Origin of the sequence: Flavobacterium sp. 22659, assembly GCF_052044235.1 — a bacterium.
In the GTDB taxonomy this organism is placed as follows: Bacteria; Bacteroidota; Bacteroidia; order Flavobacteriales; family Flavobacteriaceae; genus Flavobacterium; species Flavobacterium johnsoniae.
This window is the reverse complement of the sequence record NZ_JBQEMU010000032.1, coordinates 25827-48447: the sequence shown is the minus strand read 5'-3', so window position 1 is coordinate 48447 and position 22621 is coordinate 25827. Positions and strand designations below refer to the sequence as shown.

At 34.3% G+C, this 22621-nt stretch carries 19 protein-coding genes; 9 read left to right on the top strand and 10 right to left on the bottom strand.

Annotated elements, in window-relative coordinates; translation table 11 throughout:
* Positions 1–96: 96 nt before the first annotated feature.
* The 6 genes from ACTJIW_RS22930 to ACTJIW_RS22905 all read left to right on the top strand — a co-directional run bounded on the left by ACTJIW_RS22930 (position 97) and on the right by ACTJIW_RS22905 (position 7245).
* A complete protein-coding gene (locus ACTJIW_RS22930; protein ID WP_440715858.1) occupies positions 97–681 on the top strand; it encodes a DUF4202 domain-containing protein in 585 nt (194 codons plus the stop codon).
* 7 nt (positions 682–688) lie between these two features.
* On the top strand, positions 689–2500 hold the full coding sequence (locus ACTJIW_RS22925) for an ATP-binding protein (protein WP_440715859.1): 1812 nt from the start codon (positions 689–691) through the stop codon (positions 2498–2500).
* 403 nt (positions 2501–2903) lie between these two features.
* Positions 2904–3563: a response regulator gene (locus ACTJIW_RS22920; RefSeq protein ID WP_440715860.1), complete on the top strand. Its 660-nt coding sequence runs from the start codon at positions 2904–2906 to the stop codon at positions 3561–3563.
* Positions 3564–3660: 97 nt separating this feature from the next.
* Entirely contained in the window at positions 3661–5145 is a 1485-nt protein-coding gene (locus ACTJIW_RS22915; protein WP_440715861.1) for an MFS transporter, read from the top strand.
* 95 nt (positions 5146–5240) lie between these two features.
* Positions 5241–6500, top strand: a complete 1260-nt coding sequence (locus tag ACTJIW_RS22910) for an alginate export family protein (RefSeq protein ID WP_440715862.1) — start codon at positions 5241–5243, stop codon at positions 6498–6500.
* A gap of 121 nt (positions 6501–6621) precedes the next feature.
* Positions 6622–7245, top strand: a complete 624-nt coding sequence (locus ACTJIW_RS22905) for a class I SAM-dependent methyltransferase (protein ID WP_440715863.1) — start codon at positions 6622–6624, stop codon at positions 7243–7245.
* A 159-nt stretch (positions 7246–7404) separates the two neighbouring features.
* Here ACTJIW_RS22905 and ACTJIW_RS22900 read toward each other — a convergent pair whose 3' ends face one another.
* Positions 7405–8109 carry a Crp/Fnr family transcriptional regulator gene (locus tag ACTJIW_RS22900; protein WP_440715864.1) on the bottom strand — a complete coding sequence of 235 codons (705 nt, stop codon included), beginning with the start codon at positions 8107–8109 and terminating at the stop codon, positions 7405–7407.
* 180 nt (positions 8110–8289) lie between these two features.
* Here ACTJIW_RS22900 and ACTJIW_RS22895 point away from each other — a divergent pair, with 180 nt between their 5' ends.
* The 3 genes from ACTJIW_RS22895 (at position 8290) to ACTJIW_RS22885 (ending at position 14356) form a co-directional block, all read left to right on the top strand.
* Positions 8290–11805 (top strand): molybdopterin-dependent oxidoreductase, encoded by a 3516-nt coding sequence (locus ACTJIW_RS22895; RefSeq protein WP_440715865.1) that lies wholly within the window; start codon positions 8290–8292, stop codon positions 11803–11805.
* A 142-nt stretch (positions 11806–11947) separates the two neighbouring features.
* Positions 11948–13378 carry a rubredoxin gene (locus ACTJIW_RS22890; protein ID WP_440715866.1) on the top strand — a complete coding sequence of 477 codons (1431 nt, stop codon included), beginning with the start codon at positions 11948–11950 and terminating at the stop codon, positions 13376–13378.
* A 357-nt stretch (positions 13379–13735) separates the two neighbouring features.
* The gene (locus ACTJIW_RS22885) at positions 13736–14356 is read left to right on the top strand and encodes a hypothetical protein (protein WP_440715867.1); all 621 of its coding nucleotides are present in this window, start codon (positions 13736–13738) and stop codon (positions 14354–14356) included.
* A gap of 131 nt (positions 14357–14487) precedes the next feature.
* Here ACTJIW_RS22885 and moaA read toward each other — a convergent pair whose 3' ends face one another.
* The 9 genes from moaA to ACTJIW_RS22840 form a co-directional block, all read right to left on the bottom strand.
* On the bottom strand, positions 14488–15495 hold the full coding sequence (gene moaA, locus ACTJIW_RS22880) for a GTP 3',8-cyclase MoaA (RefSeq protein ID WP_440715868.1): 1008 nt from the start codon (positions 15493–15495) through the stop codon (positions 14488–14490).
* Complete coding sequence (gene moaCB / locus ACTJIW_RS22875) at positions 15482–16396, bottom strand: bifunctional molybdenum cofactor biosynthesis protein MoaC/MoaB (RefSeq protein ID WP_440715869.1); 915 nt, start codon at positions 16394–16396, stop codon at positions 15482–15484. The genes moaA and moaCB overlap by 14 nt, the downstream gene beginning before the upstream one ends.
* Positions 16396–16827, bottom strand: a complete 432-nt coding sequence (locus ACTJIW_RS22870) for a molybdenum cofactor biosynthesis protein MoaE (protein ID WP_440715870.1) — start codon at positions 16825–16827, stop codon at positions 16396–16398. Before ACTJIW_RS22870 ends, moaCB begins: the two co-directional genes overlap by 1 nt.
* A gap of 132 nt (positions 16828–16959) precedes the next feature.
* On the bottom strand, positions 16960–18027 hold the full coding sequence (locus tag ACTJIW_RS22865; protein WP_440715871.1) for a ThiF family adenylyltransferase: 1068 nt from the start codon (positions 18025–18027) through the stop codon (positions 16960–16962).
* Positions 18028–18032: 5 nt separating this feature from the next.
* Complete coding sequence (locus ACTJIW_RS22860; protein ID WP_073408464.1) at positions 18033–18272, bottom strand: MoaD/ThiS family protein; 240 nt, start codon at positions 18270–18272, stop codon at positions 18033–18035.
* Between the two features lie 2 nt (positions 18273–18274).
* Positions 18275–19063: a uroporphyrinogen-III C-methyltransferase gene (gene cobA, locus ACTJIW_RS22855; protein WP_440715872.1), complete on the bottom strand. Its 789-nt coding sequence runs from the start codon at positions 19061–19063 to the stop codon at positions 18275–18277.
* Between the two features lie 5 nt (positions 19064–19068).
* The gene (locus ACTJIW_RS22850) at positions 19069–19641 is read right to left on the bottom strand and encodes a molybdenum cofactor guanylyltransferase (protein WP_440715873.1); all 573 of its coding nucleotides are present in this window, start codon (positions 19639–19641) and stop codon (positions 19069–19071) included.
* A gap of 166 nt (positions 19642–19807) precedes the next feature.
* Entirely contained in the window at positions 19808–20554 is a 747-nt protein-coding gene (locus ACTJIW_RS22845; protein WP_440715874.1) for a sulfite exporter TauE/SafE family protein, read from the bottom strand.
* Between the two features lie 131 nt (positions 20555–20685).
* Positions 20686–21858: a molybdopterin molybdotransferase MoeA gene (locus ACTJIW_RS22840; RefSeq protein WP_440715875.1), complete on the bottom strand. Its 1173-nt coding sequence runs from the start codon at positions 21856–21858 to the stop codon at positions 20686–20688.
* Between the last annotated feature and the right edge of the window lie 763 nt (positions 21859–22621).

Sequence of the window (22621 nt, the reverse complement as noted above, 5' to 3'; positions counted from 1 at the left end):
CAAAAAAGCAAAACAATAATTCGTGCTAATTCGTGAAATTCGTGGCGAAAAAAAACTTAATTCCGTATCTTTGAAATTCTATTATCAAACCAAAAAATGACTACACCTTTTCAAAAAGCAAGCGAATGGATTGATGCTGAAAATGCACAAGACCCAAATATTGAATTAGACCAAAACAAAGAATATCCAAAAGAATTATTATATTCAAACAGGATGTACGAAAGACTGATGCAATTTGAACCTAATGCGTCAGAAGAAATCCAAATCGCTTCAAAAGCACAACACATCTGCCGATGGAAAGTTGCCCGCGAATCATACCCAATGGATCGTGTTGGTTATTTGAAATGGAGAGAAGAACTGAAAAAATTTCACGCAAAAACTACTGCCGAAATTCTAGCAAAAGCAGGTTACGATCAAACTTTTATCGATCGTGTTTCTTTTTTAATTGAAAAAAAACTTCTTAAAAAAGATGCCGAAACTCAATTATTAGAAGATGTAATTTGTTTGGTGTTCTTAGAATATTACTTAGAACCTTTTGTTCACAAACACGATGAAGAAAAACTAAAAAACATCATCAAAAAAACCTGGGATAAAATGTCGGAGAAAGGACATCAGGAAGCCTTAAAAATCAACTATTCTGAAGAAAACTTAAACTTGATAAAAGCTTCTTTAGGATTGTAAAAAAGATATGAAGAAAAGCAATCAGGAAGCTGCAGAAAAAATCACATTCAAAAATTTACGTCGTCTGTATTTTTTTGCGCTTCTTACTATTGCCTTAACTATAATTATCAGTCAGTTTTTAGTGCAATACAATCTGAATCAGCAGTTAAGCGATTCTAAGATTATCAATTTTTCGGGAAAACAACGAATGCTGAGCCAGAAAATTGTCAAAGAAGTTCTGATTTTGCATTATGTTTCTGATACCGCTTCAGACAAACAAATTTCACATTTAAATGAAGTTTTAGCACTTTGGAAGAAAAACCAAAATGCACTCGAAAATGGCAGTGATAGTCTGGCTTTTCCAAAAGAAAAATCAGAAACACTTTCTAAATTATATCTCGAAATCAATCCGATTTTCAATAAAATTGCACAAACTACAGAAGCTTTTTTATTGAATGTAAAGCAGAAAAAAACAACTGCTGAAAACCAAAAAAACGTAAATACAATCTTAGAAAACGAAGGGATTTTCCTTTCGAAAATGAATCAGATTGTAACCCAATACGATCTTGAAGCGCACGAAAAAGTAACTGAACAACGCCGAATAGAATACTGGATTTTCGGTTTCACGCTTTTAGTTCTTCTTTTAGAATTCTTCTTCATTTTCAAACCAACCAATAAGAAAATCGAGCGATTAATTGCCAAGCTTTTATCTTCAGAAAAGAAAGCTCTAAAGCTCGCATACGACACAGAAATATTAAGCGAAATCAAAGAAAATTCGGTAAAAGAATTGAAATCTCTTAATTATGCAATGGAAAATACTTTATTGTATTGCCGAATTGCACCAGATGGTTCGATCATTCATATTGGCGAAAAATTTGCTAAACTGCTTAATTATACCAAGTTTTCATCGAACAAAAAATTCTCTGAAGTTTTAACCGTTGACGAAAAAGAACAAACCAATTTCGACCGCTTAATTTTTGAAAAACAACGCAGCGGCTGGCAGGGCGAAATCAGTATTTTAAATAGAGAAAACGAAACTATTTGGCTGGATTTATCGATGGTTCCTGTAATGATCAAGAAAGACGAACTGGAACTTTTGATTGTGTGCTTTAACATCACTGAACGCAAAAAAGCACAACGTGAAGTTGAACGTTTAAACCTTGAAAACACCACCGAAAAAATCAATCAGCAAAAGATTATTTCGAGCAAAATTGTTGAAAATCAAGAAAACGAACAAAACCGAATTGCAAAAGAAATTCATGATGGAATTGGTCAAATGCTTACAGGTTTAAAATTTAGTTTAGAAAGCATTAATCTCGATGACAGAGAAAAATCAGAACAGAAAATTGAATATTTAAAGAAACTTTCGCTTGACATTATTAAAGGTGTCCGCACGGCAACTTTTAACTTGATGCCACCGGAATTAAGCGATCACGGAATTGTTTCGTCACTTTCAAAACTCACGCAGGAACTTTCAAAACTTACCGGAAAAGAAATCCTGTTTTACAACAAAACCGATTTTGACCAGCGTTTAGATTCCTTAATAGAAATCAATATTTACAGACTTACACAAGAAGCGATTAACAACGCTATAAAATATGCGGAATCATCGCATATTATTGTACAGCTTTCTCACAGCGAAACGCTTCTCAGTATTATTGTTGACGACAACGGAAAAGGTTTTGATGTCAATTCAGTCGATAAAAAACGTAACAGCGAATCCGGAATGGGACTTTTATTTATGAAAGAAAGAATCCAATACATTAACGGACGCGTTTTCATGAACTCCATTCCAGGCGAAGGAACGAGGATTACTTTTAACATTTCCATTCTTAAATGAGATAATGTGGGAATTAGATAATTAGATAATTTATCTAAAAGCCGAATTTCTATTTGTCAGGCTGAGCGATCCCGAGGCTTCGGGAGAAGTCCAAGCAAGTAACTAAACAAAGATTGGTGATTTAGATTACGGAATTTCTTAACACGCGCTTCGACTCCGTTCAGCCTGACAATACAAAGTGTTTAAATTCATATTTAGATATTAAAATTGTTTTTTGCAATTGCTATTGACATTGTAATTGTCATTGATATTGTAATTGATATTGCATTTTTTTCTAATGATTTTTTAATGTTGGAGTTTGGAATTTCAAAAATTTGGAATTTTAAATAAAAAAAGTACGTATATTAGCATCTTCTTTTTAGATGAATATACGTAAAAATTCAGAATCAAAATTAAGTAAACTATGAGTAATATCATTCGTGTAGTATTGGCAGATGACCATGTTTTTGTTAGAGACGGAATCAAATCTTTACTGGAAAACGAAGCAAACATAGAGGTTGTTGGTGAAGCAATTGACGGGGCAGATGCTCTGGAAGTGGTTACAGCAACAAAACCTGACTTACTTATAGTAGATATTCGTATGCCAAACTTAACGGGCATCGAGGTAGTAGAAAAACTTAGAAACGAGAATAATACCGTAAAAATCATCATGCTTTCGATGCACGAATCAGAAGAGTATGTTTTGAAATCTATAAAAGCCGGTGCCGACGGTTATTTACTGAAAGGCTCATCAAAAGAAGAATTTTTAAAAGCTCTTCATGCCGTTTCTTCGGGCGGTAAATATTTCAGCGGTGATATTTCTTCTATTTTGATAAGTCAATTAACAAATTCGACTGCATCTTTAGAACCTAAACAAACTTTAGGTGAAGAAATGATGATTACCAAAAGAGAAAAAGAAATCCTGACACTTCTTTTATCAGGAAAAGGAAATAAAGAAATTGCCGAAGCTCTTGAAATTAGTAAAAGAACTGCCGAAGTACATCGTTTTAACCTAATGAAAAAGCTGAAAGTAAAAAACCTTATGGAACTTTCGAACAAAGCGGCTGAGTATTCTTTAATCTAAAAAATACGTATAAATACGTAATTATTTTTCAAAAACTGCGTTTTAGCAGGTTTTAACTAAGTTATAGTACTTATTTTTACATGAAAATATAAGTGCTATGAAAAATACAAACTCACTATCGCAATCACACAAAATTTTAGTTTTGAACACATTGGCTTTTACAGTGTGTTTTGCCTGCTGGACATTAAACGGAGTTCTGGTAACTTTTTTAGTCGATAACGGAATCTTCCATTGGGATGTTATCCAAGTCGGATGGCTTTTGGGTATTCCAATTTTAACCGGATCAATAATGCGTCTGCCAATTGGCATCTTAACCGATAAATTTGGCGGAAAATATGTTTTTTCACTTTTACTGCTTCTAAGTTCAATTCCGCTGTTCCTCCTTCCCTACGCTGATAGTTTCGCCATGTTTGCTTTACTAAGCTTTTTATTCGGAATGGTCGGAACGAGTTTTGCAGTTGGAATTGGTTACACTTCAATCTGGTATCCAAAAGAATGGCAGGGACGCGCTCTCGGAATATTCGGAATGGGAAATGCTGGAGCTGCAATAACTACTTTTTTAGCACCCTCTCTATTAAACCATTTCTCTATTGATGATCCGCAAAACGGCTGGAAAGTGCTTCCTGTTATTTATGCAGTTTCATTAGTCGTAATTGGTATTGCGTTTTTGATTTTCACCCAAAATAAAAAAATAGAAAGCAGCGGTAAAACAATTTCGCAAATGCTTACACCTTTAAAATCGCAAAGAGTTTGGCGTTTTGGAGCTTATTATTTCTTAGTTTTCGGATGCTTTGTGGCTTATTCACAATGGCTGCTGCCAAATTTCATGAACGTTTACCAAACAAGTTTAGTCATGGGAGGTTTGTTTGCCACGATGTTCAGTTTACCTTCTGGTGTTATTAGAGCTTTTGGAGGTTATTTATCAGATAAATTTGGAGCCCGAAAAGTAATGTATTGGGTTTTGGGTTCTTCGGTAATTTTAAGTGCATTTTTATCGATTCCAAAAATGGAAATCACTACTTCTGGTCCGGGAATCCTGGCTGCTAAAAAAGGAGTCGTAAACGAAATCAGTGACAAAACCGTAAAAGTTGGCGATAAAGAATATCCAATTGCACAAAAAACAGCCAATACAGCCGAAAATGCCATTTTCCCTACTACTTCGAGCTGGCAGGATGTAGTTGTTGCTCACAATCAAAGTGTTGCTAAAAAAGAATTAATTGCCAAAGGCGTAACGGTTATTAAGTTTGATGCCAATATGTGGGTTTTCTTGGTCTTAGTTATTCTAATCGGGATTTCCTGGGGAATTGGAAAAGCAGCAGTTTACAAACACATTCCTGAATATTTTCCTAATGAAGTTGGCGTTGTAGGCGGCATGGTTGGAATGATTGGCGGTTTAGGCGGATTCTTGGGCCCAATTATATTTGGATATTTACTAACAGCAAGCGGAATCTGGTCAAGTTCATGGATTTTTATTTTAATCTTTTCAACTGTGTGTTTGGTTTGGATGCATTATACTATAACACAACTATCTAGAGAGAAACAAGTTAAAGTAACTAAAGCAAAATTAGAACCAGCATATTAAACTTAGATTAAAAAAAGATTAGAAATATGACTGTAATCATAGTATTCGACGGCATTTTCTTATAAATTTACCCTCGATAAAAATTTACCAATTTTATGAAGAAACTAAAACTAATCTTAATACTTATCGCAGGATTAAGCTTTGAAATTCAGGCTCAGGAATTAGATGTCAATTTGCAAATCAGACCACGTTTTGAATATCGAAACGGTTACAAACAACTTCTTCAGGAAGGTCAAAAAGGCACATCACAAATTTCACAGCGTTCACGCTTAAATTTCAATTACAAACAAGAAAATTTAATTGTAAAACTGACTTTGCAGAATACCAGAACCTGGGGTGATGTTCCATCAACTGCAGCGGCAGATAAAAACGGAGTGGCTGTTTTTGAAGCTTGGGCACAATATAATTTTACCGAAAAATGGAGCGCCAGAATGGGACGTCAGGTTCTTTCTTATGATAACCAGCGTATTTTAGGTGAAATGGACTGGGCTCAGCAAGCTCAGAGCCACGATGCGCTTACCTTTACATATCAAACTGAAAAACAAAAACTTGATTTTGGAGGCGCATACAATTCAACTGCTGAAAATGTTCTTCAAACTCCATATACTGTTGCTAATTACAAAGCATTACAGTACGCATGGTACCACAATCAATTTACTGAAAGTTTAGGTGCAAGCTTTTTACTGCTTAATACCGGTTATGAATATGCAAATGCTGATGCAAAACTATTGGTAGATTATAAACAAACTTTTGGACCATATTTGACTTACAAGACAAGTAAAATCGACACTAATTTCTGGCTTTACGGTCAAACCGGAAAAAGCACAGATTTAAAAGTCAGCGCATGGAATGCTGCTATTAATTTTAATTACAGCCTAACTGATTCCTTTAAAGCTGGTTTAGGATATGAATTTTTATCTGGAAAAGCTTCAAATGACGGAAGCACTGTAATCAAATCATTCAATCCTATTTTTGGAACCAACCACGGTTTTAACGGTTACATGGATTATTTTTATGTTGGAAATCACTTAAACAATGTTGGTTTACAAGATGCTTTTATAAAATTAAACTACAATGTAAATAAGTGGCAGTTTACTTTGATTCCGCATGTATTCTTATCTGCTGCAGATGTAGTTACACCATTAAACGAAAAATTAGATTCGTATTTAGGAACTGAAATTGATGCCACATTTGGTTATAACTTTAAAAAAGATATTACCGTTACTGGAGGATATTCTCAAATGTTTGGATCTAAAACCATGGAATTTATCAAAAACGGTGACGCTGGTCATACTAACAACTGGACGTGGCTGATGATTTCTGTAAATCCTAGAATTTTTACTTATAAAAAATAACGATTTTATTAATCGGATTTTATAAAATTTTACCCTTTTTCAAATTTGAGAAAGGGTATTTTTTTTACCCCTGAGGTTTTGTTATTCGTTATATTTGATTGATATTTTTATAATTAAAATCATGAACAATACCTGGACTCAAAGATGGGACGACCGTTACAAAAACGAAGAATTTGCATACGGCGAAGAACCCAACAATTACTTAAAAGAACAAATAGAAAAACTAGAAATCGGCACCATTCTTTTTCCTGCTGAAGGTGAAGGACGAAATGCCATTTTTGCAGCAAAACTAGGCTGGGAAGTTTATGCTTTTGATATTAGTGAAGAAGGCAGAAACAAAGCACTTCTTTTAGCAGAAAAAAATAACGTTTCTATTGATTATCAAATTGGCGAACTGGAAACTTTAGATTTTCATACAGCACAATTTAATGCTATTGCTTTAATTTATGCGCACTTTCCGGCTTCTATAAAATCTGAAATTCACACACAGCTGGATAAACTTCTAAAAAAAGACGGAATCATAATTTTTGAAGCTTTCAGCAAAAAACATTTGGAATATGTAACCAAAAATGAAAAAGTAGGCGGACCAAAAGATATTGAATCTCTTCTTTCAATCGAAGAAATCAAAGCCGATTTCCCGAATTATGAAATTATAGAATTAGAAGAAAAAGAAATCGAACTCAGCGAAGGTTTATTCCATAACGGAACAGGTTCTGTAATTCGATTTGTTGGAAGAAAAAAATAAAAATTTGCACGCTCATTTTTAACACATAGAAACATAGATTCTAATTCGCTTAAAGGCGTTTCACTTTCATCAATACACATAGGTATGTGTAAAATCTAGATTTTTAAAATAATCTTTTTCAACAGATTTTAAATTCTATGTTTCTATGTGTTAGAAAACCTAAAAGTACTTGTGTTCCATAATTTCAGAACGTAATTCCTCAACATCCAAAATCCCAATTCGTTTTCCAATTGTTTTTATCAAAGCTTCTTTTTTAAGACTTGAAATTATGCGAATCGCTTGTTCTTCAGTCGTTCCGGCAAAGTCTGCAATTTCCTTTCGCGAAAGCTCAATATCAATCAAACCATTAGTCTGCCCAAATTTGCGATGAATATAAAGCAGTAAATCCACCACACGTTCACGAACATTCATGTGCGCAATCTTGCGTATATTATTTTCACTTTTGTTCAATTCTTCGGCATAGAACAACATTAAAGCATACGTAAACTCAGGAACGTGCTGTAAAATTTCAAGCATAGTCTCGTTGCTGAAATTGCACAAAACAGTATCTTCTAGTGCATAAGCACCAATTAAATAACGTTTGCTTGTTCCAAAACCGCGAAAACCAATAATATCACCATTAGTAGTTAAACGAACGATTTGCTCACGGCCATTAATACCCGTTTTTATTGTTTTGGCTTTTCCTTTACATATAAAATAAAGTCCCTGCAAAGGCGCGCCTTCTGTAATAAACCGATCTGATTTTTTACAAATAACGCTTTGCTTTTTAGAAATATAAGCTTTCATCTGCTCCAAATACAAGTGTTTTTTTATAAAACAATTTTCATTTACACAGGAATAACAAATGGCTTGCTCTTCTTTCATGAGTCTTAAACTTTAAGTATATTAAAAAATTAAGATGTTGTTTCTCATTTATTTTCAATCAAAAATAAAAAAATAAATTCAAAAAATACGTATAAATACGTAAAAATACTTATTTTTGCTTAAGTACTTTTCTAAAGTCAGACCATTCAAATAAAAGTAGTATCTCTAAATAGAACTCAAATGCAAACTACGAAGATCAAAACTACCTGTTCCTATTGCGGCGTTGGCTGTGGTATAATCGTAACCAATGATGCAAAAAATGGTGTAATGGTCGAAGGCGACAAAGACCATCCGGTAAACAAAGGAATGCTGTGTTCTAAAGGAATGAATCTGCATTACGTAGTTAATGATACTTCTGACCGGATTTTATATCCAGAAATGCGCGGAAGTAAATCGTATCCGCTGGAACGTGTTAGTTGGGACATGGCTTTAGATCGCGCAGCAGCTGTTTTTTCTTCAATTATTAAGAAACATGGACCAGACAGCGTTGGCTTTTATATCTCGGGGCAATGTTTAACAGAGGAATATTATCTAGTAAACAAACTTGTAAAAGGTTTTTTGAAGACCAATAATATCGACACCAATTCCAGACTCTGTATGAGTTCTGCTGTTGTGGGTTATAAAAAAACTTTTGGAGAAGATTCTGTTCCCATTGCTTATGATGATATCGAACTGGCTGACACTTTTTTAATTACAGGCGCAAATCCTGCCTGGTGCCACCCTATTCTATTTAGAAGGCTTGAAAAGCACAAAGAGAAAAATCCAAAAACAAAAATAATCTGTATCGACCCCAGACGAACTGATACAGCAGCTTTTGCCGATTTGCATTTACAGATTATTCCCGGTTCAGACATTATTTTATATCATGCTATTGCCAAACGAATTATCGAAAAAGGATATGTAGATCATGATTTTGTGAAAAACCACGCAGAGAATTTCAAACAATACAAAGACTTAGTTTTAGGAACTTCGCTGGAAAAAGCTTCTAAACTCTGCGGTATTTCTGTAAACGACATAAAACTTGCCGCAGATCTTATTGGGAAAGCAAAAGGATTTATTTCGCTTTGGGCGATGGGATTAAATCAAAGTGCTGTTGGCGTTGATAAAAATACAGCTTTATTGAATTTATCTTTATTGACCGGACAAGTCGGAAAACCTGGTTCTGGGCCTTTTTCTCTTACGGGACAGCCCAACGCTATGGGCGGACGTGAAGTGGGCGGCATGGCAACGCTTTTAGCAGCGCATAAAGACATTGCCAATCCAGCACACCGCAAAGAAGTTGCCGACTTTTGGGGCGTTGACGAAATCTCAGACAAACCGGGTTTAACAGCGACAGAAATGTTTGAAGCGCTGGAATCAGGAAAAATGAAAGCCGTTTGGATTATCTGTACCAATCCATTAGTGAGTTTACCCGATTCTAGAAGAGCCGAAAAAGCACTTCAAAATGCAAAATTCGTAGTCGTTCAGGATATTTCTCATAATGCCGATACAGCCAAATTTGCTGATTTACTTTTACCTGCAGCCGGCTGGCTGGAAAAAGAAGGAACGATGACCAATTCTGAACGCCGTATTTCCTATCTGCCAAAAGGAATTAATCCGCCCGGAGAAGCACTTCCAGATATTGAAATCCTAATTCGTTTTGCTAAAAAAATGAATTTCAGCGGATTCAATTTCAACAGCGCCGAAGAAATTTACAAAGAACATTGCGCCCTTACCAAAAATACCAATATTGATATTTCATTCTTAAACTATAACCGTTTAAAAACTGAAGGCACTTTTCAATGGCCTGTTCCAGATTATAATCATCCTGGAACGCCGAGATTGTTTACCGATAAAAAATTCTATACACCTTCAGGAAAAGCCATTTTTAATCTTCCTGTTTCTATCGAAAATACTTCGGTGCAGCCAAACGACGAATTTCCTTTTATTTTAACCACAGGAAGAATCCGCGATCAATGGCATACAATGACCAAAACGGGTAAAGTTTCAAGATTATTAACCCATATTCCGAGTCCTGTTTTAGAAATAAACCCAATTGATGCTTTTAAAAACGAGATTAAAAACGGTGATATTGTCGTGATTTCAAGCAAAAACGGAGAAGTCCGCGTAAAAGCAAAAGTTACAGATTCTATTAAAGAAAAAGTAGTTTTCCTGCCCATGAATTGGGGAAAACAGCTGGAAAATGATTTAAACCGAACCAATAATTTAACCAATACCGTTGTCGATCCCGTTTCAAAAGAACCTGATTTTAAATTCACAACCGTTTCGATTAAAAAATATGTAAAACCGTTTCAAAAAATTGCAATTGTCGGCGCCGGAGCAGCTTCATTCCGATTCATTCAAAACTACCGCGAATTCAATTCGACTGATGAAATTATTGTTTTTTCGAATGAAATAAATCCGTTTTACAATCGTGTTTTACTGCCAGAATACATGACAGGAGAATTCACTTGGGAACAGCTTTTAAAAGTTAAAGACGGTGAAACTCTCAATAAACTCAATATCACTATGAAAGCCGGAGTTTCAATTGATAAAATAGATACCGGCAAAAAAACAATTTTAGATAGTCAGGGCGAAATTCACACTTTCGATTCGCTGATTTTAGCAACCGGAAGCCGTCCTTTTGTCCCAGAAAATGCACAGCTTCATCTTCCCGGGCGTTTTACCGTTAGAAGAAAAGAAGATGCCGACCGATTGAAAAAACATCTCGACAGCACCAATCTTCCGCCCGAAGAACAGCACGTAGTCATTATTGGTGGCGGTTTATTAGGATTAGAATTGGCTGCAGCTTTAAAACATAAAAAAGTAAAAACAACCATAATTCAAAGAGCTTCACGTTTAATGGAGCGTCAATTGGATCGAATTTCAAGCAAATTACTGGCCGAAGAAGTACAGCTTCGTGACATTCAGATTTATTTTGATAATGAAGTCAGCACCGTTTTTGAAACCGATAATCCAAACGAAATTGAGATTGCTTTAAAAAGCGGTAAAATCATTACGGCAAATGCAATCGTATATACAATTGGAACAATTCCAAATATTGAAATTGCACGTGAAAGCGGTTTAGCCTGCGGACGCGGCGTTAAAGTAAATCAGTATTTACAGACTTCAAATCCTGATATTTTCGCAATTGGCGAAATAGCCGAATTTAATAATAAGTTATTCGGAATCACTTCTGCTGCCGAAGAACAAGCCGATATTCTCGCCAATTACCTTGCGGGCGATATCAGCAGTTATTATAAAGGTTCTATTTTAATGAACATTTTAAAATTAGAAGATATCAACCTTTGCAGTATTGGCGATTTGACAATTCCGGAAAACGACGATTCGTACGAAGAAATTGTTTTTACTGATCTTAAAAAACGCTATTACAAAAAATGCATCGTTAAAGACGATCTTTTGGTTGGAGCCATTTTAATGGGCGATAAAAACGAGTTTGCCGAATTTAAAACTATGATTGAAAGCAAAATTGAATTATCAGACAAACGAAATACGCTTTTAAGAGGAAGTTCAAATGCAAAACCGGTTTTAGGAAAATTAGTCTGTTCGTGCAGTCAGGTTGGTGCCGGAAACATCGAAGAAACCATAAAAAGCGGCGTAAATGATTTTACCGAATTATGCAAAAACACAGGCGCAGGTTTAGGATGCGGAAGCTGTAAAACTGAGGTTAAAGAGATATTGGCGAAGTATAAATAGTTTGTTTTGTTTCAACACAATGTCACCCTGAGCGGAGTCGAAGGGCGCTCCAATTAGAATCGGGCTTCGACTACGCTCAGCCTGACACGCTTGGAGGAAACATGAAACCTGAAACAAAGCAAAACCTGAAACAAAAAACAAAATGGAACTAACAAGATTAATAGTAAAAGGAGGCGTTATTTCGCCAGGAGAATTACAAGAAGTTGTAAATATTGCTTTAGAAGAAGGTTTGGATTCCATTTCGTTTGGTTCCAGACAGGATATTATTTTTCCGAAAGGATTTAAAACTTTAGATAAAACCACTTTAGGAAAACATCATTTTGTTTATCCGGATCAAAAAAGCGGTAACAATATTGTTTCGTCTTATGTTTCTACTGATATTTTCAGAAATACAAACTGGCTTACCGGAAATCGGTTTTTATATATTTTAGAAGAATTTAAAGAACAGCCAAAACTTAAAGTCAACATAACCGACCCTAAACAGCAATTGGTTCCGCTGTTTACAGGACATTTGAATTTTATAGCTTCAGAACACGAAGATTATTGGTATTTATATATTCGTCTTCCTAAATGGGAAAAAATAGAAGTTTATCCTGTTCTGCTGTACAGCTGGGATTTGGCTAAGATTTATTATGAAATTGAGAAAATCTCTGAAGAAGATTCAATTGATATAGAAACGCTTTTCGTATTGGTGAGCGAAGTTTTAGATACCAATAACAGAACAATTGACAAACCATTAAATATCCCGTTTTATCCGTTTCCTTATTACGAAGGAATGAACAGAATGGGAATCGATCAATACTGGCTGGGATTGTACTGGAGGAATAATTTATACGATTTGGATTTTCTGAAAGAAATGTGCGATTTGTGTTTTGAATGCAAAATTGGAAAAATCTGTATCACGCCTTGGAAATCTTTTATTATAAAAGGAATTCCGAAAGACCGAAAACTGGAATGGGAAAAATTCCTGGGAAAACGCGGCATTAACGTTCGTCATTCTTTATTAGAACTCAACTGGCATTTACCCGTTGCAATGGAATGGGCTTTGAATCTTAAAACTTTTTTAGTTCGAACTTTAGATCAATTCGATATTAGTACCTACGGATTGAATTTCGGAATTTCAGAATACAACCGCGACGGACATTATTTTACTTCGATTGTAATCGAAAAAAATGAACTTCCGGCTGCTTTAGAATCTATCAAAATCAGAGATACCTATAATGTATTGTTTGCGAGAAATTTTGATCCAAATACTCGCGAATATATTGTGCATTCACAAGATATTGACAAACTGGAACTGCCAACAATTTTAATTGAATTAAGCCGTAAATATTTTGAAGAACTTGGAAATTCTAGCGCTGAAACCAATGAAAATCCGCAGAAAAAAGAAAAACCGCAATTAGATATTTATCAATGCCAGGAATGTTTAACGCTTTACAATTCTGAATACGGAGACGAAACTCAGGGAATTCCAAAAGGCATTTTGTTCGAAAATCTGCCTGAAACCTATTGCTGTTCGCTTTGCGAAGCTCCAAAAAGCAATTTTAAAATTTTAGAATTGGTCAAAAACTAAAGGCTGCTTCAATATTAATTAGGAGCTGTTCCTGCTGTCCGCTGTATCTTTTATCCGCCGCGGCGCGATAAAAGGATACCGTTTCCATCAGGGCTAGAGCACCAGTCTTTAAAAGAACTTATCAGCAAAAACTCTTATTATACAGCAAATTCTTCCATTTTTTCATGTAGAATTGTTAAGAAATTCAGCTTTAAAATTTTAGGCAAAAAACTAACTTTTTAACAATCAGATATTTAATCCATTAAAATATCGAAAAACTTAACATTAGAAAGCTTGTTTTATAATTATCTTTACTTAACCGAAATTTAACAATTTGGTCACATTGCTATTAATACACTCATTTAAAGCACTTAATATATGGAAAACAAACCCGAAGAAATTACTCCTGAGAAAACTGATTCTCCAGCTGCAGAAAATGTAAAACCTGCTGCAGAAGAGACAAAAACAACGACGGCTGCACCAGCAAAAACAACTGCTGCCAAAGCAGCTCCAGCTAAAACCACAACGGCTGCAAAACCAGTCGCTGCAAAATCTACTGCAACAAAAGCACCTGCTAAACCAGCAGCAAAAACAACTGCTCCTGCTGCAACAGTAAAAACAGCAGTACGCAGAACACCTGCAAAAAAAGTTACTGCACCTGTGGTTAAACCGGCAGTTATAGAACCAATAACTGAAATAAAAGAAGAAAACGCAGCAAAAAATACTTCAACTGAAGAAACAGCTGAAGATAAATCTAAAAATAAAAAAGCTAAAAAGGTGAAAGACAAAGAAAAGGAAAAAGAGAAAAAGAAAGCTGCAAAGAAAAAAGATAAGGCTAAAAAAGATAAAAAGAAGGAGAAAGCTAAAAAAGCAAAATTAAAAGCGGCCGCTAAGAAAAAAGAAAAAGCTAAAAAAGCAAAAGATAAAGCTAAAGCTAAAAAAATTGCAAAAAAGAAAGCAAAGTCTAAAAAAAAGGCAAAAGCTAAAAAGAAAAAATAATATATAAAAAAAGCTCAACTTAAAGTTGAGCTTTTTTTATTTATGTGTCGCCGCGTAGTTTAATTTGTTATTTCGACCAAGGGCTCACCCTGAAAATTCACAATTAACAATTAACAATTCATAATTAACTTTTATCCTCCAATCGCAATCATGCTTCGATTGTCTGAATGAAGCACAGGATCATTAATTTCATTAATGCCGGACATTCCGGCGCGAACTTTCTTTTTATTTTGAATAGATTCCGAAATCAAACCTGTAATGGTTTCACCATTTCTAAAAGGAGTTAACAAATCAGTTTCAGAATTGGAGAAAAGGCAGTTTTTTATTTTTCCGTCAGCTGTCAAACGGATTCTATTGCAACTGTCACAAAAAGGATTTGTGATAGAACTTATGATTCCGAAATCGCCTTGGAAATCTTTAATTTTATAATTTCTAGAAGTGAAGTTTTTTTCATCTTCTAATTTTTGAATTTCATTTTCAGGAAAAACATTTCCAACCAAAGATAAAATCTCATGCTGAGAAACCATTTTACTTCTGTCCCACTCGTTTCCTGCAAACGGCATAAATTCAATGAAACGAACCGAAATTGGCAGAAACTGTGTCAGTTTTACAAAATCAACAATTTCATTATCATTAAAACCTTTTATCAAAACAACATTTACTTTTACCTGAAAATCATTATTTAAAAGCAGATGCAGATTATCAATAACTTTCTCAAACTGGTTTCTAAGCGTCACAGCTTGAAATTTTGACGAAATAAGCGTATCTAAACTCAAATTGATCTTTTTGATTTTAAACTGCTTTAAAACGTCTATATAGCGGTCAATTAAAATTCCGTTTGTCGTTACGGAAAGAGAAACATCTAATGCTGCTAATTTAGAAACAATTTCAGGAAAATCTTTTCTAAGCAAAGGTTCTCCGCCTGTTAATCGTATTTTGTCAACACCATTTTGTGCGAAAGTCTGGGCGATACCAAAAATCTCGTCAGCCGTCATTAAGCTGGCTTTTGGAGAAAGCGCAATTCCGTCAGCCGGCATGCAGTACGTACAACGCAGATTGCATTTTTCCAGCAGGGAAATGCGCAGATAATTGTGTCTGCGCCCAAAACCATCCGTCAAAATTGTGTTAGAGGCTGTCATGGTTTTTACCTTTTAAAATATGAAAAACGTGCATTACATGCGGAAACACAGCGTCCATCGATTCTCTTACTCCGTTGGTTGAGCCTGGCAAAGCCAAAACTAAACTTTTACCCAACGTTCCTGCCACGCTTCTGGAAAGCATTGCGTACGGCATTCTCTGTTGTCCGTAACTGCGGATAGCTTCTTCAATTCCCGGAATTCTGCTTTCTAAAATTGGCGATAAAGCTTCGGGCGTTACATCTCTTGGTGATAAACCAGTTCCGCCTGTAAAAATTACCAGCTGATGTTCTTTGGCGAAAGTCTTAGTTTTTTCCTGAATGATTTCCAGTTCGTCTGGAATAATCTCATAATGTGAAGTTTCAACTCCGTACGAATCCAGTTTTTCTACAATCGTTTTTCCAGAACGATCTTCTTTATCGCCTGCAAAAATCGAATCAGAACAAACGAAAACTGCAGCTTTTATAACATTAGGAAATTTATTTTTGAAAGACGATTTTCCGCCTTCTTTATTAATCAATTTAATGGTCGAAATTTCGATTTCTTTGTCAATAGGTTTTAACATATCGTACATGGTCAACGCTACGATTGATGCGCCGTGCATCGCTTCAACCTCAACTCCGGTTTTATAAACCGTTTTTACATTAAAAATAATATGAATTTCTAAACCTTCAATTTTATATTCAACCGATGTAAATTCTATTGGAATTGGATGGCAGTCTGGAATAGACAAATGTGTATTTTTTACCGCAAACAATCCTGCTGTTTTTGCCATTTCTAGTACATTGCCTTTGGGCACTAAATTATTTACAACTGCATCAATTGTTTCCTGTTTGCTGACTTTTACAATTGCCGTTGCGGTTGCTTTTCTTAATGTGCTTATTTTATGCGTAATATCTACCATTAACTATTTTGTTTCCAAGTGAATGTATCGTTTTCAAACATTTCTTTCCCAAAAATAGGAACATCGGTTTTAATCCAGTTTACAATGGCTTCTGTCGCTTCATAAACTTGTTTGCGGCGTGTAGCCGAAACAAAAACAAACAAGCAGATTTCGCCTGCTTTTACAATGCCCAGACTGTGGTAAATGTGCATACAGGTTAAATCGAATTTGGCAAAAGCTTTTTCACGAATGGTATGTAATGCTTCGTTCGCCATATCGGTATAAGCTGAATAATCAATCGCCACGACGGTATTGTCATGAATTACATCGGCACGAACTTGTCCTAAAAAAATATTGTGGGCTCCAATCGTGTGTTTGGATTGGTGCTTTGCAATCGACTCGGCTATAAACTCAGGAGAAATAGGCCCTTCAACAAATACATTTTTACTCATTTTTTATGTTTTTTTTTGCCACAGATTAAAAGGATTTTTTTCTTTTGTCAGGCTGAGCGGAGTCGAAGCCCACGTCCAATTGGTACTCCCTTCGACTCCGCTCAGGGTGACAAACTCAATAATAATCTGTAACTATATTTTTATTTCCTGTAATAATTGTTTCATTGCCAAAGCACCTCCAGCAATACTTTTTACATTTTTAAATTGATGTTTTTGAAGCAATTCTACTGCGATTTTACTTCTAATTCCGGACTGGCAGAAAATATAAATCATTTGGCTTTTATTCAGTTTTTCGATTTCTTTTTCTAAATGCATTAACGGAATCTGAAATTGATTTTTCAAAGTAATTTTTGGCGATTCATCAATATTTCTAACATCAATAAAAAGAAGCTCATCTTGGTTTATTTCATCTAAAACAGATTCAAAGCTTACTTCTTCAACTTCCCATTTATTGTATTTTTCTTCGAATGTTTCTCTGCTTATCGATTGAAAATCACTTTTATCAAAATCATATTTTTGCTGTTCGTTATTCAAAATATTATAGACTAATACTTTACCGCTTAAAACTTCTCCAATTCCAAGAATCATTTTCAAAACTTCATTGGCCTGAAACATTCCAATAATTCCAACTGAAACTCCAATTACGCCTGCATCTTCACAATTTAAAGCATTCGAGTTTTCATCTGGATACAAACATCTGTACGTTGGTCCGTTTTGATAATTAAAAACCGAAACCTGTCCCTGAAATCTAAAAATCGATCCGTAAACCATTGGTTTATTCCTTACCAAACAAGCATCGTTTATGAGATATTTTATCGAAATAGTATCTGTTGCATCAACAACTATATCATATTTTTCGAATAAACTAAGAACATTTTTTCCTGATAATTTCTCCGAAATGGCTTTTACTTTTACCAGCGGATTCAATTCAGAAATCATTTTTTTGGCTTCTTTCGCTTTAGATTTTCCAACTGCCAAAATTTTGTAAATTACCTGACGGTGTAAATTAGAAACTTCGATAACGTCATCATCAACAATTCCAATTTCTCCTACTCCGGCTGCAGCTAAATACGGCAGAATTGCTGCGCCCAAACCTCCGGCGCCAATAACCAAAACTTTAGCTTTTGCTAATTTGTGCTGCCCCTCTTCTCCAATTTCAGGAAGAATCATTTGTCGGTTATATCGATTTGATGTTTCCATACTCTTTATCCTCCTGCAAACGGCGGTAATAAAGCAACAATATCACTTGTCTGCAAAGTGTAATCTGCTTTTTTTGAAATTATTTTTTGATTGACTGCCACGCTGAAAGTAAGTGAATCAAACTCATATTTTTCGTTTAAATCCTGCAATAGTTTTTGCAGAGACAACTCTTCGGAAAAAGATAATTTTTCGAATTCGCATTTTGTTTTTTCGGCAACAGCTCCAAAATATTTAATCTCGATCATTTTTATAAATTTAAATTCTGAAAAATGAATTCGTCTTCAAAATGTTCCTGAAAATAGGAAATCCAGCTCGAAGTATTTCTCACTACTTCGCCAATCACAATAATAGCTGGCGATGATATACTTTTTTCAGCAACCAATTTAGTGATTGTATTGATAGTTCCAATCACTTTTTGTTCTGAATTTTTTGTTCCGTTTTGAATGATGGCGATTGGTAAATCGTCATTTCTGTTTTCCTGATAAATCGAAATGATTTCGTTCAACTTGTGCATTCCCATCAAAATAACCACTGTAGCAGCCGATTTTGAAGCCAAATGAACATCTTTTGATAATTTATGATCGGATGTTGTTCCTGTAATTACCCAGAAACTTTCGGCTACTTTGCGCTGTGTTAAACTAATTCCAACTGAAGCAGGAACTCCCAAAGCCGATGAAATTCCGGGAACAATAGCGGTTTCAATTCCGAAATCTTCTGCAAACTCGATTTCTTCGCTTCCTCTTCCAAAAACAAACGGATCTCCTCCTTTTAAGCGCACAACATGTCCGTGAGTTTTTGCCATCGAAACAATCAAATCGTTAATTTGATCTTGTGTGTATGCATGGCATCCTAATCGTTTTCCAACAAAAACAATTTCTGCATTTGATGCATATTCTAATAATTCTTCGTTGACTAAAGCGTCATACAAAACTACATCGGCACTTTTTAAAGCTTTTATCGCTTTCATCGTAATCAGCTCAACGTCGCCCGGACCTGCACCTACAATTGTCAATTTTGGTGTTTTTAAGTTTTGCATAATCTTTAACTTAAATTGATATTCAGATCATTTAATTCGTCGGCTGAATTAATATTGGTCAAATGAAAATTTTCGCTTTCTTCTATATTTAAAATCTGATGCGGTACTTTTGCCAACAAATCCATCATTTTCAATTCATCAGCTTCAATTGCACTTTTGATAATCGGAAGAATTTTTTTTGAATAAATTCCAATTAATGGATGTGTTTTACTTTCTGAAGCAAAAACAGTAATACCGGCTTCTTCGGTATGTTTTGATATTAATTCCTGTAATAATTCGGTTGAAATTAACGGAATATCGCAGCTTAAAATCAGATTGAATTCGGTTTCAGAATGGGATAATGCGGTATAAATGCCGCCTAATGGTCCTTTATCTAAAACCAGATCCGGTATTTTTTCATACGGCAGATAATCGTATTCTTTTGATGCTGTAATTAATTTTATCTGCTTTGTAATAGGCAGAATTGCCTGAATTATATGTTCAATAAATGGTTTTTGCTGAAACAAAACCAATCCTTTTTCTGACTGCATTCTGGAGCTTTTTCCTCCGCAAAGAATAAATGTTGTTAGTGTTTCCATATCATTCAGGTTTTGTTTTAAACACATAGAAACATAGTTTTTCTTTGTGTTTAAAGGCGTTTCACTTGTATAAACAAACATAGACTATGTGTGATAACGAGTTATCTTTTTCAATCTTTTTTTAATATAAAATCTATGTTTCTATGTGTTTAAATTCTTTTTAATTTCAAGGAAAAATCAATTTGATGCTTGCCATCAAAATCACAGTTCCTAAAACCATTTTTAATGTTCTGTTTGAGAAAGAGCCGCTTCCGTAAAATCCGCCAAGCATTCCTCCTATAACAGCAATTGGAACAAGATAAAAACTTTCTATTGGGATTGTTTTTCCTCCCAAAAAGAAACCCAGCATTCCTGCTGTCGAATTCACAAAAATGAACAGACTTGAAATCGCCGCCGATTCTTTGACAGATGCCCATCCCAGAAATAATAAAATTGGACTTAGAATAATACCGCCGCCAATTCCCAGCATTCCTGATAATAATCCAATTGCAAAACCTATGGCTAAAGCAAACGGCAGGTTTATTTTTACTTCTTCTTTTTCTTTAAAATTAAATACGCCAAATAATCTTAGTGCTGCAAAGACTAATACAATTCCTAATACGATTTTATAAATTGCATTATCCAGTGTTATAAAACCTCCTATAAATGCCGCCGGAATTGACGCTATCGCAAACGGATAAAAGAGCTTGGGCTTAAAATAATTTTTACGATAATAAAATAAGAACGAAATACTCGAAACGAACAAATTCAATAATAAAGCCGATGGTTTCATGATCGAAACCGGAAATGCAAATATGCTCATCAAAGCCAAATATCCCGAAGCTCCGCCGTGCCCAACACTTGAATATAAAAATGCAATTATGATTAAGGCAAAACTGAATAAAAATATATTTTCGGAACTTAGGAGACTCATTTTTTTGTTTAATCGTTTATTTGGTTAACTGTTTAATCGTTTTCTTGCTATATGTTTTTATTTATATACCGTTTTTCATCATCTTTCTCAAAAATCTATTCTCTTTATTCCTGACTCTATTTTCTTAAAATCTAATCAATTGGCAGTAAAGTCACTAATTGTCCTTTTTTGTATTCTTCTATATTTTGAGGAACTATTAATAAACTATTGGCTGCTGCAAATGTATTCAGCATAGCTGAGCTTTGACTGCCTAAGACAATTACATTAGTTTCGTCGTATTTTGCTTTTAGAAATAATGTTTTACCAGTATCATTTTTAATATCTGAATTTAACTTTCGAACTAATTTTGTTTTATGAATTTCAGAAAATCCTATTCTGTTTTTTATAGCCGGCAGTACATAAATGTAAAAATTAGTCAGCGATGAAGCCGGATTTCCCGGAAGGGCAAAAACCAAAGTTTCATCTTTTGCACCAAAGAACATTGGTTTTCCCGGTTTTTGATTGATTTTATAAAAAAGTTCTTTTACTTCGTTTTGTAATAAAGCTTCTTTTACAAAATCATAATCTCCAACAGAAATACCGCCGGAAATAAGAACAATATCGTATTTTTTTAAAATGCTTTTTAAAGCTTTTTTTGTCGCTTTTAGATTATCCTTTACGTGATAAACTTTCGTTTTTTGAATTCCAATAGTCTGAAGCGCTGCTTCGAGCATAATTGAATTACTTTCGAAAATCTTTCCTTTTTTTAGTTTTTTTCCCGGTTGTACTAATTCGTTTCCTGTTACCAAAATGGTGACTTTAGGTTTTTTATAAACCTCAACTTCTGTAATTCCTAATCCAGCCAAAAATCCTATTGCGGCGGGAGTTAGCAGTATTCCTGCTTCAAAAACAACATCATTTTTTGCAATTTGTTCTCCTTTTGGGCGAATGTTTGAAAATTTTTCCGGCATTGCAGCAATCAAAATTGAATTTTTGTTTGCCATTACGTTTTCCTGCATTACAACTGTATCTGCATCATCCGGAACAAAAGCACCGGTAAAAATTCGGATTGCTTCGTTATTTTTTATTTTTATATTATTGTGATCTCCTGCCTGAGATGTTCCAATTATATCGTATTGGTGTCGAATACTATGTGTAAAAGCGTATCCATCCATAGCTGACTGGCGAAATGGAGGCATATTAATTGGCGAAATTACTTTCTCTGCCAGAACATATCCTAAAGCTTTATGTATTGAAATCTGCTTTGTGGACATTTTAGTGCTATTCGCTTCAACTAATTCTATGGCTTTACTAACTTCTATCATTTTATTCGAGTGAAAAAACTAAGTATAAATACTTATTACAAATATAAGTATTTATTCGTAGGTTGGTTAAAAAAATTAAATTTTATTTTATGCTGTATAAAATTACTCTAATTTATTCAAAATCAACTTTCAAAATGAATCTTGTTTTTATCATAAATTACATTTCAAGTCTAAAAATACCTTTTTATTTCTCTTTTGAGCTTCATTCTGGATATTTAAAACGGTATTAAACAAGTAAAAACAAGTAAAAAATACTACAATTTAAGGAGCGGGTTGTAATTTTTTTTAACATTTTAAAAAACTGTAAAACAGCTTACAAACCCTTATAAATAAAAGCCTAAAGCAAAAAATACTTTTAAATTTTTCTTTTAAAACACTCCCCTTTTCAAAAAAAAGCAAACATTTTTTTGGTTTTTATTATATTAAAATTAACTTTGTCTATAGGATTAGTAGAGTTTGTAAATAAATATTTGAAACCAAAAAAACTATATTGTGAAAACAACCGAAAGCATATCGTATTATATTCTTCCTAAAAAATATACTTATAACACTTTTTGTTATATGTGCTTCTGTTGTTAATTACCAACACTATCCATTCGTTTTATAAAGATTGATACAAAATCTAAAAAACGAAATCTCAATTTCACCACCTGATTATTTTTTACTGAATTACAAATATCTAATTGATGCCTAAACTGCAGCAAAAGATTTTGAATATATCTGTGTTTTAAAAAGAAAAAAATTAACCAACTAAAAAAACTAA